Source organism: Kitasatospora sp. NPDC059973 (assembly GCF_042737525.1).
Lineage (GTDB): Bacteria > Actinomycetota > Actinomycetes > Streptomycetales > Streptomycetaceae > Kitasatospora.
Genome location: NZ_JBHWUI010000071.1, coordinates 1 through 16,476, shown reverse-complemented (window position 1 = coordinate 16,476; position 16,476 = coordinate 1). Strand labels below are relative to the sequence as shown.

The following is a 16,476-nucleotide window of genomic DNA, read 5'->3' as shown; positions in this document are numbered from 1 at the left end:
GACAGGCGCCGCCCACCGGCCCCCCGCCGGGGGCCGGTGAGCGACGCCGCTCGACTACTACTGCTTGGCGTTCAGACGCTTGGCGATCTCGTCGTCGGCCTTCTTGGCGGCGGCGGCGTAGTCACCGGTCAGGGCGCCGGTCAGGAACTCCTTGATGGGGTTCGGGTTGTTCTCGACGCTCGCCCAGTTCGGCGTGGTCGGGGTGATCCCGCCGGAGGAGGCGGCGACCTTGGCGGCCGCGGCGAAGTCGCCGACCACCTTGTCGTCCAGCGACTTCTTGTTCGGGATGCTGCCGGCACCCGCGACGAGACCCTCGTTCTTGTCGTTGAGGGCGATCTTCAGGAAGTCCTTGGCCATGTCGGTGTTCTTGCTCGCCTGGGCGATGGCCAGGTTCGAGCCGCCGAGGAACACGCCGGAGGCCTTGTCGGCGGTCTTGCCCGGGAGCGGGAAGTAGCCGATCTTCTCCTTCGGCATCTCCTTCTCGGTCGGGATCTCCCAGCCGAGGCCGATGATCGAGCCGATGTCGCCCTTGGCGAAGACGTCCTTCTGCTGCGGCTTGGCCTCGTCACCGTCCTTGGCGGCGGTGGCCGAGTAGCTCTGCAGCTTCTTGTAGGTGTCGAAGGCCTTCTGCGCCTCGGGGGTCGACAGACCGCCGGCCCACTTGTCGCCGTCCTTCTTCGCCAGCTTGCCGCCCTCGCTGGTGAGCAGACCGAAGTAGGTGTACCACTCCTGGCCGGGCATGTAGATCGGGTCGGTGACGCCGGGGACGGCCTTGACCTTCTCCAGGTCGGCGTAGAACTCGTCCAGGGTCTTCGGCGGCGTGGTGATGTTCGCCTTGCCCCAGATCTCCTTGTTGTAGGCGACCACGCGGTTGGTCACGAACCACGGGGCGGCGTACTGCTTGCCGTCCAGGATCGCGGACTCGCTCTGGTTGTCGTTCCAGTCGGCACCGCCCAGGGCGGCCTTGTCCTTGGTGATGTCGAGGAGACCACCGGTGGCCGCGTAGCCCGCGGTCTGGGTGTTGCCGACCTCGAGGACGTCGACCGAGCCCTCGGACAGCGCCGCGGTGACCTTGGGGCCGATGCCGGTCCACTCCTGGATCTGGTACTCGACCTTGGAGCCCGGGTAGGTGGACTCGAACTCGGTCTTGACCGCGTCGTCCCAGCCCTTGGGGGCCGAGCCGGACATCAGCCACACCTTGAGCGTCTTGCCGCTGTAGTTCTTGGCGGCGGACGAGGACGAGCCGGCCTTGTCGCCGTCGCTCTTGGCGTCCGAACCACAAGCCGCCAGGCCGACGACCATTGCTGCGACGCCGACCGCCGCGATGAGCTGACGCTTCACGCCATCCTCCTGAGGGATGCCTGAGTGACCCCCGTCGGGTGGCAGCGGCAGACCCACATAAAGCGGGAGGAAAGGTGCCGCGGAGCCCATCGAACGGGTGGGGGGATTCATAGTTACCGATCTAGTGGTGTAGACCAGATGCCTGGAGCTTGGCCTAGACCAATGGGCCTGTCAACGGCTCTTAGACCGATCCGGACCACCCGTTATCAAGCCGACACCGCACATCGTTCATCGCGTGATGAGGTATTCGTTCCGTAGCCATACATGCAACGATGTGAGTTGTTAACGATGCGGCGGGGCGCCCAAAGACCCCGCGAGAAGCGGGAGACAGGTCCGATGAGCAGCGACGGGGGCAGCACGGCCCAGGTCAACGACCCCCAGGTGAAGAACCTCCCCGCGCAGACCGGCGCGGACGCCACCGCGCGGGTGCCCAAGTACTACGGCCTCAAGCGCCATCTGCTGCAGCTCACCGAGACCCAGCCGGCCGGTACCCCGGTACCGCCCGAACGGGCACTCGCCGCCCAGTTCGACACCTCGCGCACCACCGTCCGCCAGGCCCTCCAGGAGCTGGTGGTCGAGGGGCGGCTGGAGCGCATCCAGGGCAAGGGCACCTTCGTCGCCAAGCCCAAGGTCGCCCAGGCGCTCCAGCTCACCTCCTACACCGAGGACATGCGCGCCCAGGGCCTGGAGCCCACCTCCCGGCTGATCGAGATCGGTTACATCACCGCCGACGACCGGCTGGCCCCGCTGCTGGACATCAAGCCCGGCGGGCGGGTGCTGCGGATCGAGCGCCTGCGGCTGGCCAACGGCGACCCGATGGCCATCGAGGTCGCCCACCTCTCCGCGAAGCGCTTCCCGGCCCTGCGCCGCAACCTGGCCAAGCACAACTCGCTGTACACGGCCCTGCGCGAGGTGTACGGCGTCACGGTGGCCGAGGCCGAGGAGACCATCGAGACCACCCTGGCCACCCCGCGCGAGGCCGGGCTGCTCGGCTCCGACCTCGGGCTGCCGATGCTCCAGCTCGCCCGGCACTCCTTCGACGCGGACGGCGACCCGGTCGAGTGGGTGCGGTCCATCTACCGCGGCGACCGGTACAAGTTCATCACCCGGCTCAAGCGCCCCGAGTAGGCTTCCGGCCGCTCCCCCACCGCTCTCCCGGCACCGGCGTACGCACGGCGTACGCCGGTGCCTTCGTGCACGGGCCCGGCGCGCGGCGGCCCGCCCCGGCGCGCGGAGCGTCCGGAATGCGGGAAGTTCTGTCGTTCCCGGTGACACAGATCACGCCATGCTCTAGATTTCGCACCCGTATTGACTGTCGATCACCAGTGGTGCTGCTCGGCGGGTTCCGGGGGGCTGTGCGGTGCTCCGGGGCTGCGGCGCCGTCGGGGTGAGCCCTCTGGAGCGGAGCCGAACCATGTCGTCAGATCCTGCTGCCACCGAACCTGTCATGCCCGAGCCACCGGGCCCGGCGGCCGTGCCGGCGGTGACGCCGGAACGGGTCCTGGCCGGGCTCGCCCTGCTCGTGCCGATCGTCGCGATGCTCTGGGTGTCCTCGTACGACAAGACCGACCCCGAGGCGGGCGGGGTGCCCTTCTTCTACTGGTACCAGCTGCTCTGGGTGCCGGTGTCGGCCGTCTTCACGGTGGCCGCGTACCTGCTGATCAACCGGGACGAGAAGGCCCGCAAGGCGGGTGGCGCGCGATGACCGGCGTCAACGTACCGGCCCTGACCGTCTTCGTCCTCTTCTTCGTGCTGGTCACCGTGATGGGCTTCATGGCCTCGCGCTGGCGCCGGGCCGACGACGCCCTGCACCTGGACGAGTGGGGCCTGGGCGGCCGCAGCTTCGGGACCTGGGTGACGTGGTTCCTGCTCGGCGGCGACCTCTACACCGCCTACACCTTCGTCGCCGTCCCGGCGGCGGTCTACGCGACCGGCGCGGCCGGCTTCTTCGCGGTGCCGTACACGATCATCGCGTACCCGCTGGTCTTCCTCTTCCTGCCCCGGCTCTGGTCGGTCTCCCGGGTGCACGGCTACGTCACCCCGGCCGACTTCGTGCGCGGGCGGTACGGGTCCAAGCCGCTCGCCCTGGTCGTGGCGCTGACCGGCATCCTGGCCACGATGCCCTACATCGCGCTCCAGCTGGTCGGCATCCAGGCGGTGCTGGACGTGCTGGGCGTCGGCGGCGGGGAGAACGCCAACTGGTTCGTCAAGGACCTGCCGCTCTTCATCGCCTTCGGCGTGCTGGCCGCCTACACCTACTCCTCCGGGCTGCGGGCGCCGGCGCTGATCGCCTTCGTCAAGGACGCCCTGATCTACATCGTGATCATCGTCGCGGTGATCTACATCCCGCTGCGGCTCGGCGGCTACGGGCACATCTTCGACGCGGTCGGCGAGAAGTTCAGCGCTCCCAAGTCGGCCGGCTCGCTCACCGTGCCCGAGAACAAGCAGTGGACGTACGCCACGCTGGCGATCGGCTCGGCGATGGCGCTCTTCATGTACCCGCACTCGGTGACCGGCGTGCTGGCCTCGAAGTCCCGCAACACCGTCCGCCGCAACATGGCGATCATGCCCGCCTACTCGCTGATGCTGGGCCTGCTGGCGCTGCTCGGCTTCATGGCGATCGCGGCCGGCATCGGCAAGGGCGACAAGAAGTTCAACGCCCAGCTCTCGGTGCCGCAGCTGTTCGAGAACATGTTCCCGGACTGGTTCACCGGCGTGGCCTTCGCGGCGATCGGGATCGGCGCGCTGGTGCCGGCCGCCATCATGTCGATCGCGGCGGCCAACCTCTTCACCCGCAACGTCTACAAGGAGTTCCTGAAGCCGGCCGCCACCCCCGCCGACGAGACCAGGGTCGCCAAGCTGGCCTCGCTGCTGGTCAAGGTCGGCGCGCTGGTCTTCGTGCTCAGCATGGACAAGCAGGCGGCGATCAACCTGCAGCTGCTCGGCGGGCTGTGGATCCTGCAGACCTTCGTCTCGATCGTCGGCGGCCTGTTCACCCGGTGGTTCCACCACTGGGCGCTGTTCGCCGGCTGGGCGGTCGGCATGATCTACGGCACCTGGGAGGCGTACGACATCGCCAGCCCCGCCACCAAGCACTTCGGCGGGAACGCCGCCGAGATCCCCGGCATCGGCGAGCTCGGCTACATCGGCCTCACCGCCTTCGTGCTCAACCTGGTCGTCTCGGTGGTGCTCACCCTGGTGCTCCGGGCGGTCAAGGCGCCGGACGGGCCGGACGAGACCCGGCCGGGCGACTACAGCGCCGAATCCGGCGACGAAGAGCTGAAGAACGCGCCGGAGCCCGTGGCGGCGCACTGATTCGCTCCGCGCGCGCCCTGTGACCGCGCCGCCTCCTCCGTGAACACTGGAGGAGGCGGCGCGATCATATGTATGAACGGCCGCACATGCAGGGCACCACCAGACCGGACCGGCATCCGGCCGGCACCCGATCGACCCACGGGGAGCAGCGGCGATGGCAGAGCTCGGCACCACACTCAACGGTCAGCACCAGTCCACCCACCGGCCCGGCCCGCAGGTCACCGCGGCGCCCTACCCGGCGGCGCCCGCCCCGCACACCGCGCCGGTGACGGCCCCGGGCCCGCTGCCGTCCGTGCTGATCGCCACCCGGCACGGCGAGTCCACCGCCAACGTCGAGTTCCAGCTCGCCGAGGCGGCCGGCGCGCTGAGCGTGCCGATCAACTGCCGCGACGCGGACATCCCGCTCTCGCTCCAGGGCCGGCAGCAGGCCCAGGCGCTCGGCCGCTGGTGGGCCGGCCTGCCCAGCGCCGACCGCCCGCGCAGCGTCTGGTGCTCCCCCTACGAGCGCACCACCGAGACCGCCCGGATCGCGCTGGCCCAGGCCGCCGGGCTGGGCGCGGTACCGGTCTCGCTCGCCGTCCGCTACGACGAGCGGCTGCGCGACCGCGAGCTGGGCATCCTGGAGATGCTGCCCAAGGCCGCGATCGAGGCCAGGCACCCGGACGAGGCCGCGAGACGCCGCAAGATGGGCGAGCTCTACTACCGCCCGCCCGGCGGGGAGTCCTGGGCGGACGTGGCCCTGCGGGTGCGCAGCGTGCTGCGCGACATCTGCGCGGAGGAGGCCGGGCGGCCGGTCCTGCTGGTCGCGCACGACTGTACGGTGCTGATGCTCCGCTACGCGCTGGACCGGCTCACCGAGGCGCAGTTGACGGCCCTGGACACGGTCCGCAACTGCTCCACCAGCCTGTGGCGGGCCGAGGCCGGGCGGCTGCGCCCGGCGCATTGGAACGACACCGGGCACCTGACGCTCGGCTGAGGCCGCGGGCCGTCGGCCGACGGCGGCAGGCCCGAGCGGGCCGCCGTCAGCCGACGGCCGGTTCGGCGAAGCAGCGGCGGTACGCCAGCGGGGTCGTGCCGAGCCGGCGGCCGAAGTGGTGCCGCAGGGTGGCGGCGTTGCCGAAGCCGCAGCGCGCGGCGATCGCGTCGACCGGCTCGGCGGTGCTCTCCAGCAGCCGCTGGGCGAGCAGCAGCCGCTGCCCGGTGAGCCAGCGGTGCGGGGTGGTGCCGGTCTCCTGCTGGAAGCGGCGGGCGAAGGTGCGCGGCGACAGGTGCACCCGGGCCGCCAACTGCTCGACGGTGGACTCCTCGTCCAGGTGGTGGCGCATCCAGTCGAGCAGCGGCGCGAGGGACTCGCCGTCCCCCTCGGGCAGCGGCCGGGCGACGAACTGGGCCTGGCCGCCCTCCCGGTGCGGGGCCACCACCATCCGGCGGGCGATCCCCCGGGCCACCTCGGCGCCCTGGAACCGGCGGACCAGGTGCAGGCAGGCGTCGATGCCCGCCGCCGTGCCGGCCGAGGTGATCACCGGGTCGTCGTCCACGTAGAGCACGTCCGGCTCGACGGTGGTCCGCGGGAACCGGGCGGCCAGCTCCGCGGTGTGCCGCCAGTGCGTGGTCGAGCGGCGGCCGTCCAGCAGCCCCGCGGCGCCGAGCACGAAGGCGCCGCTGCAGATCGAGAGCACCCTGGCACCGCCCTCCACCGCCGCGCGCACGGCGTCCACCAGCGGCTCCGGGTAGTGCGGGCGCACCCCGGTGGCGGTCACCACGACGAGGTCGGCCTCGGCGAGCCGCTCCGGGCCGTACGGGACGTCCACCGAGAAGCCGGCGTGGGTGCGGTGCGGCCCGGGGCGGGCACCGGCGACGGCGAAGTCGTACCGGGGCAGGCCGTCCGCACTGCGGTCCAGGCCGAAGACCTCGCAGGCCACCCCGAGTTCGAAGGGGTGGAGCTCCTCCAGCACCACCGCGACCACGTTCTTCAGCATGCCGCCCAGGATGCCTCCCCGGGGAGCCCGCGGGGAAGGGCCCGGGTGGCAGGATTTCGATGAGATCGGGCATTCCTGCCACTCGTGGCCGGCCTGCCGCGCCGCGAGAGTGGAGCCATGGACTCCGACACGCTCGCAAGTGCACTCGCCCTGGTCGGGACCGTCGGCGGCTTCGGACTGCTCGGCACCCTGATCGGGCGCGACGTGGCCCGCGGCGCCGCCACCGGCCGCGACAACTGGCACCAGCCTGGCGGGTACCCCGTCGACCCGGCGCTGCCCGACCGGCTCTACGGCACCATGCCGGCCGCCTCGCTGCGCCCCGACGCCGACCCGGCCGCCACCGCCACTCCTGCCGTCGCCGGCCCCGCGGCGGCCGCTGCCACCGGTCCGCGGGCGGCCGCCCCGGCGCCCGCCGCCGGACGCGGCTCCGGCACACTGACCGGATGGACATCGTCATCCGCCCGGCCCGCGAAGCGGACCTCGAAGCAGCCGGCCACGTCACCGTCGAGGCCTTCGTCGGCGACGGTTACACCTCGCCCGAGAGCCAGTACGTCGACCTCCTGCGCGACACCGCCCGCCGGGCCCGGGAGGCCGAGCTCCTCGTCGCGGTCGACGCGGCCGAAGGACGGGTGCTCGGCTGCGTGACCTTCGCCGTGGGCGGTACCGAGTGGGCCGACATCGCCACCCCGGACGAGGGCGAGATCCGGATGCTCGCCACCGCGTCGGCCGCCCGCGGCCGGGGCGTCGGCGAGAGCCTGGTGCGCGCCGCCCTGACCCGCAGCCGCGAACTCGGCCTGGCCGGGATGGCCTTCTCCACCCGCCCCGACATGACGACCGCCCACCGCATCTACGAGCGGATCGGCTTCCGCCGGACCCCGGAACGCGACTGGGCGCCGTACCCGGGGATGGACCTGATGGTCTACAGCATGGCCTTCTGACGGCCCACCGGGGGCGGTCCGGCCGCGGGCCGGCCCGCCGGTCAGGGGGCGGCGGAGCGGCGGGCCGGGGACCGGACCGGCCGGCTGCCCCGGCGGCCGACGAACGATCAGGCCGCTCTTTTGATATAAACCTCTGATCGAGACACGTCGTGGTAGCCCATCGATCAGAGGAGCAGCACCTCATGTACGACGGGCCCGGCATCGGCGCGCCCTCCGCGGCGAGCGGACCCACCCTGCGGGACATGCGCGAGGCGCGCGGGATCCCCGCGCCGCGCGGCAGCCGGTACGCGATCCCCGCGGAGCCGCCCGCCCCCCGGCGGCCGGTGCCGCCGTCGGTGCGCTTCAAGGCGGTGGACGGCCTGCGCGGCCTCGCCATCGCCTCCGTGCTGCTCTACCACACCAACTGGTTCCAGAACGGCCTGTTCGGTGTGGACGCCTTCTTCGTCCTCTCCGGCTTCCTGGTCACCCTGGTCCTGATCCGGGAGCTGGACCGCACCGACGGCATCGCCCTCGGCGTCTTCTACCGCCGCCGGGCCAAGCGGCTGCTGCCCGGCCTGCTGGTCACCGTGCTCCTGGTGGTCCTCGTCTCGGCCCTGCTCAGCCCGCTCAAGGACGTGAAGGAGCTGCGCCCGCAGGCGCTGGCCGCGCTGGCCCAGGTCGCCAACTGGGCGCAGCTGGAGCGCGGTGACGCCTACTGGCAGCACTTCGCCGGCATCGACCCGCTGGCCGCGATGTGGTCGCTCAGCATCACCGAGCAGTTCTACGTGGTCTGGCCGCTGGTCCTGCTGCTGATCTACGCCGTCTGCCGCCGCTCGCTCAAGGCCGCGGGCATCGTGACCGGTGTGCTGTTCGCCGGCGCCGCCGCCGTCGCCCCGCTGATGTGGAACGGCTCCAACAGCGACCGGCTCTACCTGGGCACCGAGTCCCGCGCGGTCGGTTTCGCGGCCGGCGCCGCCGCCGCCTTCGTGGTCTACCTGCGGCTGCGCCGCACGGTCCAGGAGGGTCCGGAGACGGGCTCGCGGGCCCAGCGGCGTTCGCCCGGCCGTCCGGGGGCGGGGAGCACGGTGCTGCCCACCGTGGTCGGCACCCTCGCGCTGGGCGGCCTGGTCTGGGCCAGCCTCAGCGTGGACAACTACCACGAGCCCTGGCTGTACCGGGGCGGGCTGGCCGGCGTCGCGGTGCTCTCGGCCGTCCTCGCCGCCTCGCTCTGCCACGACCGCGGTCCGCTGGTCCGGCTCCTCGCACTGCCCCCGCTGCGGCTCACCGGCACCATCTCCTACAGCCTCTACCTGCTGCACCTGCCGGTCTACTGGCTGCTCCAGCGGTTCGTCGACGACATCTCGCCGGCGCTGCTGCTGGCCATCGGCGCGCCCGTCTCCTGGGTGCTGGCCTGGCTGCTGCACACCGGCACCGAGCGGCTGCGGGTGCTGCGCTGGCGACCGCTGCCGACCATCCCGCTGCTGGCCGCCGCCGCGCTGACGGCCACCGCCGGCGCCTGGTACCTGCCCGCCTGGGTCGAGCACGACATGCGCGGCGGCCCCGCCGACAAGCCGCTGGTACTCGCCCTCGGCGACTCCTTCTCCGAGGACCTGGCCACCGGCCTGTACCGGCACGGCGACCGCTTCCGGGTGGTCGACGGCGGCATCAGCGGCTGCGGCGTGTTCGGCTCCGAGAAGGTCCGCGGCACCTCCCGGGTGGAGTTCGACACCACGGACGACTGCCGCGACCGCACCGCGCTCTGGACGAAGAGCCTGGACGGCGTCCAGGCGCAGGCGGTCGTCCTGCACCTCGGCTGGGACGCCGCCGAGCAGTACCTGGACGGCAGCTGGCTCAACCCCTGCGACGAGGACTACCGCACCCGGTACACCGCCCAGCTCACCCAGGCGACGGACCTGGTCCGCGAGCGCGCGCACGGCGCCCGGGTGCTGCTGATGAACGAGCGGGTGCAGAACGGCGCGATCAGCAAGGCCTGGGGCACCTGCTACAACCAGCAGGTCGGCGACTTCGTGAAGGCCTCCGGCGGCGCCGTCCAGCTGCTCGACCTGAACGCCTTCTACTGCCCCGGCGGCAACTGCCTCTGGAAGGACCGGGACGGCCACCTGGTCTCCCCCGCCACCGACGGCGTGCACCTCACGCCGGCCGGCATGCGGCTGGTGACGCCGTGGCTGGAGCAGCAGATCGCGGACGCGCTGGCCGGGGTCCGGCCGCCGGACGCGCCGGCTCCCCAGCCGACGCCGACCGCCCCGGCGACGCCGACCGCCCCGCCGGCCACCGAACAGGCCACCCCGACCGAGCAGCCGTCCCCGAGCCACTCGACGACCCCGTCCCGCAAGCCCACCACCACGCCGTCCCGCAAGCCCACCACCGCCCCGAGCCGGGCGGCGACCCCGCCGGCCGGTCAGCCGGCCGCGCCCTCCGGGACGGCGTAGGTCTGCGCGAAGCAGTCGCGGATCGCCTGCTCGGAGGCGGGGCGCCCGGCGAAGTCCATCCGCGGGGTGTCCTGGTTGGTGGGCAGGGTCGGGTCGATGCCGAAGTAGAGCGACCAGAAGTACAGTCCGGCCAGCTTCCGCTCCTGCGCCACCTGGCAGACCGCGGTGAACCAGGTGGCCTGCACGGGCTCGTTGAGCTCGCGCTTGGTGTAGAAGTCACCGGGCGTCTTGTAGGCGCCCTTCTGGGCCGGGATACCCACCTCGGTCAGCTTGGTGGTCGGCTGCGGGCCCTTGCCGCGCTTGTCCAGCCAGCTGTTCCAGCTGGCCGCCAGGTCGGCCGCGGTGGCGTCGTCCCCGGCCGACTTGGCCGGGAAGTAGGCGTCGACGCCGGTGCGCCCGGTCGGCACCGCGACGGCGCCCTTGGACCAGTTGTCCCAGTTGGCGTCGTAGGCCACCTCGCCGTGGAAGGTCTTCCCGGCCTGCTCGACCAGCGGGGCCCAGTGCGGGTCGGCCTCCAGCGAGTTGAACTCGGTACCGATGGTGAACTCGGTCGCGTCGTGCTCCTCGGCCGCCTTCAGGTAGGGCGCCAGGAAGGCCGCGTAGCTGGCGAACCAGGCGTCCCGGTCGGTGGGGGCGATGTTGCCGCGCCAGCCGTTGTTGGCCGGCTTCAGCGACTCCTCGTCCAGGATCGGCCGGACGGTGGTGCGCAGGCCCGCCCGGTGCGCGGTGTCGAGCAGGATCGCCAGCCGGTCCGGGCTCGGGGTGGTCGGCCGGGCGGCGACCGCGTTGGACTTGCTGCCCACCGTGTAGAACGGGAAGGACACCGAGAGCGCGTTGGCGTTCAGGCCGACCACGTACTTGACGATGCGGTCCGCCTTGCCCTGGACGAAGCTCTCCGGGTCGGCCGGGTCGTCCAGCCAGTACACCTGGACGCCCCACTCCGGGCTGCCCTTCGCCCACGGCCGGGCCACCTTGGGCCCGGTGTCCTCCGGCGGCGCGTCCTTGCCGAAGCCCCAGACCCGGCCCTGCTCGGCCGGGGCACCGGCCCAGTGCACCTCGGTCGGGCGCTTGTGGTCGAACTTGATCGGGTGGTCGCCCCAGACGATCGGCACGCCCACGGTGAGGCCGAGCACGACGGTCGGCAGGATGAAGATGACGAAGCGTTTCATATCTGGCAGCAGTCCCTGGTCGCCGGTCAGGCCGGCTTGGCGATGACGACGAACTTGTTCTCCTCGCGGCGCAGGAACTTGATCAGTCCCCGCATCCCGCCCCAGCCCTCCAGCAGGGAGAACAGCGGGATGGCCGCCACCACCGCCATCGGCTCCCACCACTTGCGCCGGTGGTCGGCCGAGCCCACCACGTTCAGGCGCAGGCCCTCCCAGTACGTCCAGATCACGTAGGCGAAGTTGATCGACCAGATCAGCACCACCGACTGGGTCACCGGCGAGGTGTTCATCGTCCCGGTGAACCAGGCGATCAGCAGCACCAGGCCGACGTGCTGGAGCGGTCCGAGCACCCAGCTGACCATGCCCATCCCGATGAACAGCCGGAACCGCAGCGGGATGCTCTTGTTGAAGCAGAGCGCCACCAGGCCCCAGGCCCAGCGCTCGCGCTGCTTGAGGAAGTCCTTGAGGCCGGCCGGCGAGGCGCCGTAGCAGCGGCCGTTGAACCAGTCGCTGCGGCCGGGGTAGCGCACGCAGAAGTTGAGCGCCATCTGGGCGTCCTCGACGATGGTGTCGGGGCCGAAGTCCCAGCCGATGGTGGCCTCCACCGAGGAGCGCACCAGCAGCAGTTCGCCGTGCACGCCGGCGATCGGCGTCCCGGTCCCGGTCATCGCGCGGAAGCGGGCGATGTCGTCGGCCGGGCGGATCGCGTCGGCGAGCCAGGTGAAGGTGGAGACGGCGTTCTCCCGGGGGTACGTCAGGATCCCCTGGGCCATGTGCTTGGCGTCGTCCCCGGCCCGGCGCTGCCGGTTGATGAACTGGGCCACCGCGGCGGCGGTGTCCGGCCCGACCCCGGTGTCGTCGTCCATGTGCAGCACCCAGACGTCGTCCTCGGCCTCGCCCTCCTCGATCCGCAGCTCGTGCGAGTAGTGGTTGGCGCGGGCCTTGAACTTGGTTCCGTTGGGCGTCTGGTAGGCCTTCGGGACGGTCACCACCCGGATCAGCGGGTTGCGGGCGGCCAGCTCGTCGATCTTCTCGCCGGCCGCGCAGCCCTCCTCGGTGAGGATGTCCACCCGCATCCACGGGAAGTAGGCCGGCAGGTGGTCGACGTACGACAGCACCGAGCGCTCCAGCGCCGGGTAGGTGTCGTGCCGGCCGATGGTCGGCACCAGGACGATCAGGTAGTCGTCGTCGACCGGCACCGCCGGGGTCATCCGGTTCGCCTTGCGCAGCCGGCGGCGGACCATCAGCACGCCCTGGAAGCCGATCAGCACGCCGAAGACCGGCATGCCCCAGAGGATCGTGATCGCCCAGCCGAGCGGGGTCGGGTTGGGCACGTACGCCCAGAGCGAGAAGCCGAAGATGATCACGAACGAGAGGTAGAACGGGACGATGCGCGGCTTCCACGACATCTGCCGATCGGCGAGCCGAGCGGCCTCGCGGGACGTGGTGAGTACCGTCCGCGCGGGTGCTGGTGCTGTCATGGCGAAAGTCGTTCCTCGTCTGTTGCGTCTGTCCGTTCACCCCGCCGGTCCGGGCCGGCGGGTCCTGCTCGCTACCCCGGGTAGGGCGGCGTCCCCGGGGCCGGCGGAACCGGCCCGGGCGTCACCGGCGGGGCCGGCCACGAGTGCTGGGGCTGCGGGGGCTGCGGCGGGACGGCGGCCGGCGGCGGGGTCCAGCCGGGCTGCGTCCGGTCGTGCGGGGGCTGGGGGGCCTGCTGTGGCTGCGGAGGCTGCTGGGGCTGGGGAGCCTGCTGGGGCTGCGGCCAGGCCTGCGCGGGCTGCTGGGGCTGGGTCGGCGGGTGGCCGGGAGCCTGGTCCTGCGGCAGCGTCTGCAGCAGCGACCAGTGCAGCTGGCCGGGCTGCTGCCCCTGCTGAACGGGCAGCGGCTGGAACGGCGAGGGCTGCCCGGCGGCCGCCCACGGGCCCGGCGCCGGCGCCCAGCGGGATCCGGTCCGGCGCAGCGAGACGACCAGCAGCACCGCCAGCGTCGCGGTGACGGCCACCCCGAGCCCGAAGGTCGCCAGCTTCAGCCAGCCCTCGGTGGTGCCGGTGAACCACCGGCGCTGCGGGGCGTCCAGCAGCGCGCCGGTCAGACTGCGCACCCGGTTGTAGCCCTCGACCAGCGCCACGCCGACCACCACGCCGCGCGCCCAGTCCCGCCCGCGCAGCAGCAGGATGCCGGAGGTCAGGTACAGCACCGCGAAGTTGAGGCTGCCGGTCTCGGCGCCCACCGAGGAGCCGCCGTAGTAGAAGACGCCCTTGGCGAAGGTGGCGAAGCCGACCTGCCAGAAGCAGTTGTAGACCGCCCAGCCGAGCATCACCGCCCCCCAGGCCACCGCGAGGCCACCGGCCGGACGGTCAGGACGCGCCTGTGTCATCTCCCGTACCCCCGCCCCTGCCGGGCGCACCCGGCTTCAACCCGTTCGATTCCGGGCCACAGGATGCCACACGCGCGAACGGACCAGGAATTCCCCGGGTTCAGGAGGGTGCGGACGTGTTGTCGATCTCACGGAGGAGGCCGGCCGGTTCACCGGACGTGCAGACCGCTCCAGTCGACGTCCGCGCCGAACGGGCCGGAGCCGCCGGTGAGCGCCAGGCCGTTGCCGTAGGTGGCCTTGACGTCGGCGTTGGAGTTGCGGGGCTGGTCCGGGGTCAGGTTGTCCGCCGTCAGCGACTGCCCCCAGACCGTCCAGATCGTCCACGGGGTCCGCCGCAGGGTGTCCGGCTGGCGGGAGTTGACCGGCACGGCGAAGGACTCGGCCAGGATCCGCGGCTTGCTGTAGCCGGCCAGGCCGTCGTAGTAGCGCTTGGTCCACACCTCGCCGGTGCCGATCGGGTGCGCCGGGCTGCCGCTGTAGTCGTCCACCCCGACCACGTCGACGTACCGCGCGCCCGGGTAGTAGTCCCACGGATCGACGCCCGGGGCGCCGTCCCAGGAGACCGGCGTCCAGGCGAACAGCAGGTTGTGCAGGCCCCTGGTCTCCACCAGGTAGTGGTAGGTGATCCGCCAGAGCGCCTGGTAGTCGGCGGGTTTGCGGCCCGACCACCAGAAGCCGCGGGCGCAGTCGGCCGCGTTCATCTCGTGGTACGGCCGCAGCAGCACCGGCACGTCGTGGGCCGCCAGGTACTCCAGGTGGTCCGCCAGGAAGGAGAGGTCCGTCAGCAGCGCGCGGTACTCGGGGGTGTCGCCGGCGCTGTCGACGACCCGGCCGAACCAGCCCGGGTCCTTCGCGCCGGGCGAGGCCGAGCAGAGCACCCGGTCGAAGGACTTCACGTCCGAGCCCGGGTACGGCTCGTGGAAGGACATCCCGACCAGTCCGGCCGGGCCGCCGCCGTTGTCGGGCAGCTCGGTGCTGGTGCCGTCGCAGTTCTTCTGGGTACCCGACGCCCCGTAGCTGCCGTCGTCCGGGCGCGGGTGGCCGGACCAGACGGCGGTCATCAGGTCGACGGCGTCGTCGGTGTACTGCCAGCCGACCGCGCAGGCCGGCCAGCGGCCCGCCGAGTAGGAGCGCGGGTTGCCGACGCCCCAGCCGTTCTGGCCGTAGCCGGGGCCGAGGTCGGTCTCGACGAAGCCGGGCAGCCGGCCGGTGATGTCGGCGGCCTTCTTGTAGTAGTAGCCGACCGGCTTGGTCCCCCGGTAGTCCCCGTACTCGGGGTTGTAGAGCTCGTTGTGCGCCTCGACGTGCTGGCCGATCACCGTCCCGCCGGAGCGGCCGGCCCGGGCCGCGCCCTCCAGGTCGGCGAGGAGCTGCTGGACGGCCCGCGCGTTGGGCGAGGCCTGCGGGTCGCGGGCCAGCAGCTCGCGGCCGACCTCCGGCGCCAGGGTGCGCCCGGCGCCGCCCAGGGTGAGCGTGCTGCGGGCGGGCGCGTCCCGGCGGTCGCCGTCGGCCCGGCCGTCCTGGCCGGCCAGCACCACCGCGCCGGCGGCGAGCAGCGCGCCGGCCGCGGCCAGCACGGCCGGTTTGGCACGCAGCGCGCGGGGCAGGGCCACGGACACTCCTCCGGATGCTCACCGGCACCGGCCTGCGCCGTCACAACCGGAACACGTGTACGACTGACAGGCGGTGAGCCTGCCACATCCCCCGGGGCCGGGGCGAGCGGACCCGCCGGGCGCGAACCGGGACGGGCCCGGCCGGAACCGGGCCGAACCGGGCGGACCGTCAGCCCGCCGGAGTGGCGGCCGGTGCGCCGCCCGCCGCCTTGGTGCGCTGGAGGAGCTGGTTCTTCACGTGCTCGTCGAAGCCCGCGGCGGCCGCGGTCGCGGCGGCGTCCGCGGTGTTGCCGCCCTTGGCGGAGCCCTCGACGGTGAAGAAGCCGTACCGGCCCAGGGTGCCCTTGGTGTTGGTGCAGCCGGGGGTGGTGCAGAACGCCGGCGAGCCGGGGGCCGCGGCGCCCTTGAGGTGGCCGACGTAGTTCTTCACCGCGGTCTCGGCCTGCTGCTTGTGGTCGAAGACCGCGACGCCGACCGTCACCGCGCTGTCGCCGGAGACGTAGGTGGCCCGGAGCACCTGGCGGCAGCCCTGGTCACCGAGGACCTTGCCGAGGCCGCCGACCGTGGAGTTGCCGTCCCAGCAGGGCGAGTCGAGCGAGACCACGGTGCGGTTCCAGGTGGCGCCGTTGACCGTCACGGTGAGCGCCGAGAAGAGCGCCGCCGCGTCCTGCGGAGCCGGGTCGGTGGTCGCCTCCCAGAGCGGCTTCGACGGGTCCTCGGGCGTGGCGCTCGGGGTGGCCGTCGGGGACGCCTTGCCGGACGCCGTGGGCGCCGGCGGCTGGGTGGCCGCCGTGGCGGCGCCGGTGGGATCCGCGACCGGCTTCTTGTCGTCGCCCTTGTTCAGGAACAGCAGGCCGCCGGCGACCAGACCGCCGACCACCAGGAGGGCGACCACGCCGCCGATGATCCGCGTCCGGCCCTTGCGCTTGGCCTCCGCCTCGTTCCGGTCCGCGAGGGCGGCCCAGTCCGGCTCGGCGTGCTGCGGCACGGGCTGGGGGTGCGGGTGCTGCGGGTGCTGGGGCTGCGGCTGGGGCTGCCACTGCTGCGGCTGCGGCTGCGGCTGCGGCTGCGGCTGCGGCTGGACATGCTGCTGGTGCACCGGGGGCTGCGGCTGCACCGGCGCCGGCTGCTGCTGGACCGGCTGCTGCACGGGCTGCTGGACCGGCTGCGGCACGGGCGGCTGGACCTGCGGCTGCGGCTGCGGCGGCTGCGGCACGGACGGCACCGGCGGCTGGACCGGCTGCGGCGCGGGCACCGGCGGCCCGTACGAGGCGGGCGGCGGACCGAACCCGCCGGGGGCCGGCGGCACCGGCTGCGG

At 72.6% G+C, this 16,476-nt stretch carries 14 protein-coding genes; 7 read left to right on the top strand and 7 right to left on the bottom strand.

The annotated features are described in order from the left end of the window. Positions 1 to 57: 57 nt before the first annotated feature. A complete protein-coding gene (locus ACFWA9_RS20405; protein ID WP_329489547.1) occupies positions 58 to 1,341 on the bottom strand; it encodes an extracellular solute-binding protein in 1,284 nt (427 codons plus the stop codon). Positions 1,342 to 1,677: 336 nt separating this feature from the next. On the opposite strand from ACFWA9_RS20405, the gene ACFWA9_RS20400 reads away from it, so the two are divergent. From ACFWA9_RS20400 to ACFWA9_RS20385, 4 genes are all read left to right on the top strand, one after another. Further along, positions 1,678 to 2,469 (top strand): GntR family transcriptional regulator, encoded by a 792-nt coding sequence (locus tag ACFWA9_RS20400; protein WP_329489546.1) that lies wholly within the window; start codon positions 1,678 to 1,680, stop codon positions 2,467 to 2,469. Between the two features lie 319 nt (positions 2,470 to 2,788). Further along, positions 2,789 to 3,046: a DUF3311 domain-containing protein gene (locus ACFWA9_RS20395; protein WP_329489545.1), complete on the top strand. Its 258-nt coding sequence runs from the start codon at positions 2,789 to 2,791 to the stop codon at positions 3,044 to 3,046. Next, a complete protein-coding gene (mctP, locus tag ACFWA9_RS20390) occupies positions 3,043 to 4,656 on the top strand; it encodes a monocarboxylate uptake permease MctP (RefSeq protein WP_352293106.1) in 1,614 nt (537 codons plus the stop codon). The genes ACFWA9_RS20395 and mctP overlap by 4 nt, the downstream gene beginning before the upstream one ends. A gap of 154 nt (positions 4,657 to 4,810) precedes the next feature. Further along, entirely contained in the window at positions 4,811 to 5,632 is an 822-nt protein-coding gene (locus ACFWA9_RS20385; RefSeq protein ID WP_380388687.1) for a histidine phosphatase family protein, read from the top strand. Between the two features lie 46 nt (positions 5,633 to 5,678). Here the strand turns inward: ACFWA9_RS20385 and ACFWA9_RS20380 are convergent, their stop codons facing one another. After that, positions 5,679 to 6,635: a helix-turn-helix domain-containing protein gene (locus tag ACFWA9_RS20380; RefSeq protein WP_352293104.1), complete on the bottom strand. Its 957-nt coding sequence runs from the start codon at positions 6,633 to 6,635 to the stop codon at positions 5,679 to 5,681. A gap of 443 nt (positions 6,636 to 7,078) precedes the next feature. Here ACFWA9_RS20380 and ACFWA9_RS20375 point away from each other — a divergent pair, with 443 nt between their 5' ends. After that, complete coding sequence (locus tag ACFWA9_RS20375) at positions 7,079 to 7,573, top strand: N-acetyltransferase (RefSeq protein WP_352293102.1); 495 nt, start codon at positions 7,079 to 7,081, stop codon at positions 7,571 to 7,573. 182 nt (positions 7,574 to 7,755) lie between these two features. After that, on the top strand, positions 7,756 to 10,002 hold the full coding sequence (locus ACFWA9_RS20370) for an acyltransferase family protein (protein WP_380388684.1): 2,247 nt from the start codon (positions 7,756 to 7,758) through the stop codon (positions 10,000 to 10,002). On the opposite strand, the gene ACFWA9_RS20365 is transcribed toward ACFWA9_RS20370, so the two are convergent. The 5 genes from ACFWA9_RS20365 to ACFWA9_RS20345 all read right to left on the bottom strand — a co-directional run bounded on the left by ACFWA9_RS20365 (position 9,972) and on the right by ACFWA9_RS20345 (position 16,146). Further along, positions 9,972 to 11,171, bottom strand: a complete 1,200-nt coding sequence (locus tag ACFWA9_RS20365) for a glycoside hydrolase family 113 (RefSeq protein ID WP_380388682.1) — start codon at positions 11,169 to 11,171, stop codon at positions 9,972 to 9,974. The genes ACFWA9_RS20370 and ACFWA9_RS20365 overlap by 31 nt on opposite strands. A gap of 26 nt (positions 11,172 to 11,197) precedes the next feature. Beyond that, the gene (locus ACFWA9_RS20360; protein WP_329489538.1) at positions 11,198 to 12,649 is read right to left on the bottom strand and encodes a glycosyltransferase family 2 protein; all 1,452 of its coding nucleotides are present in this window, start codon (positions 12,647 to 12,649) and stop codon (positions 11,198 to 11,200) included. Positions 12,650 to 12,720: 71 nt separating this feature from the next. Then, positions 12,721 to 13,545, bottom strand: a complete 825-nt coding sequence (locus ACFWA9_RS20355; RefSeq protein WP_380388680.1) for a hypothetical protein — start codon at positions 13,543 to 13,545, stop codon at positions 12,721 to 12,723. A 149-nt stretch (positions 13,546 to 13,694) separates the two neighbouring features. Beyond that, positions 13,695 to 15,158 (bottom strand): glycoside hydrolase family 26 protein, encoded by a 1,464-nt coding sequence (locus ACFWA9_RS20350; RefSeq protein WP_380388678.1) that lies wholly within the window; start codon positions 15,156 to 15,158, stop codon positions 13,695 to 13,697. 169 nt (positions 15,159 to 15,327) lie between these two features. After that, positions 15,328 to 16,146, bottom strand: a complete 819-nt coding sequence (locus tag ACFWA9_RS20345) for a hypothetical protein (protein ID WP_380388676.1) — start codon at positions 16,144 to 16,146, stop codon at positions 15,328 to 15,330. On the opposite strand from ACFWA9_RS20345, the gene ACFWA9_RS20340 reads away from it, so the two are divergent. Then, a partial coding sequence (locus ACFWA9_RS20340) for a hypothetical protein (RefSeq protein ID WP_380388674.1) occupies positions 16,135 to 16,476 on the top strand: 342 nt, incomplete at its 3' end. The genes ACFWA9_RS20345 and ACFWA9_RS20340 overlap by 12 nt on opposite strands.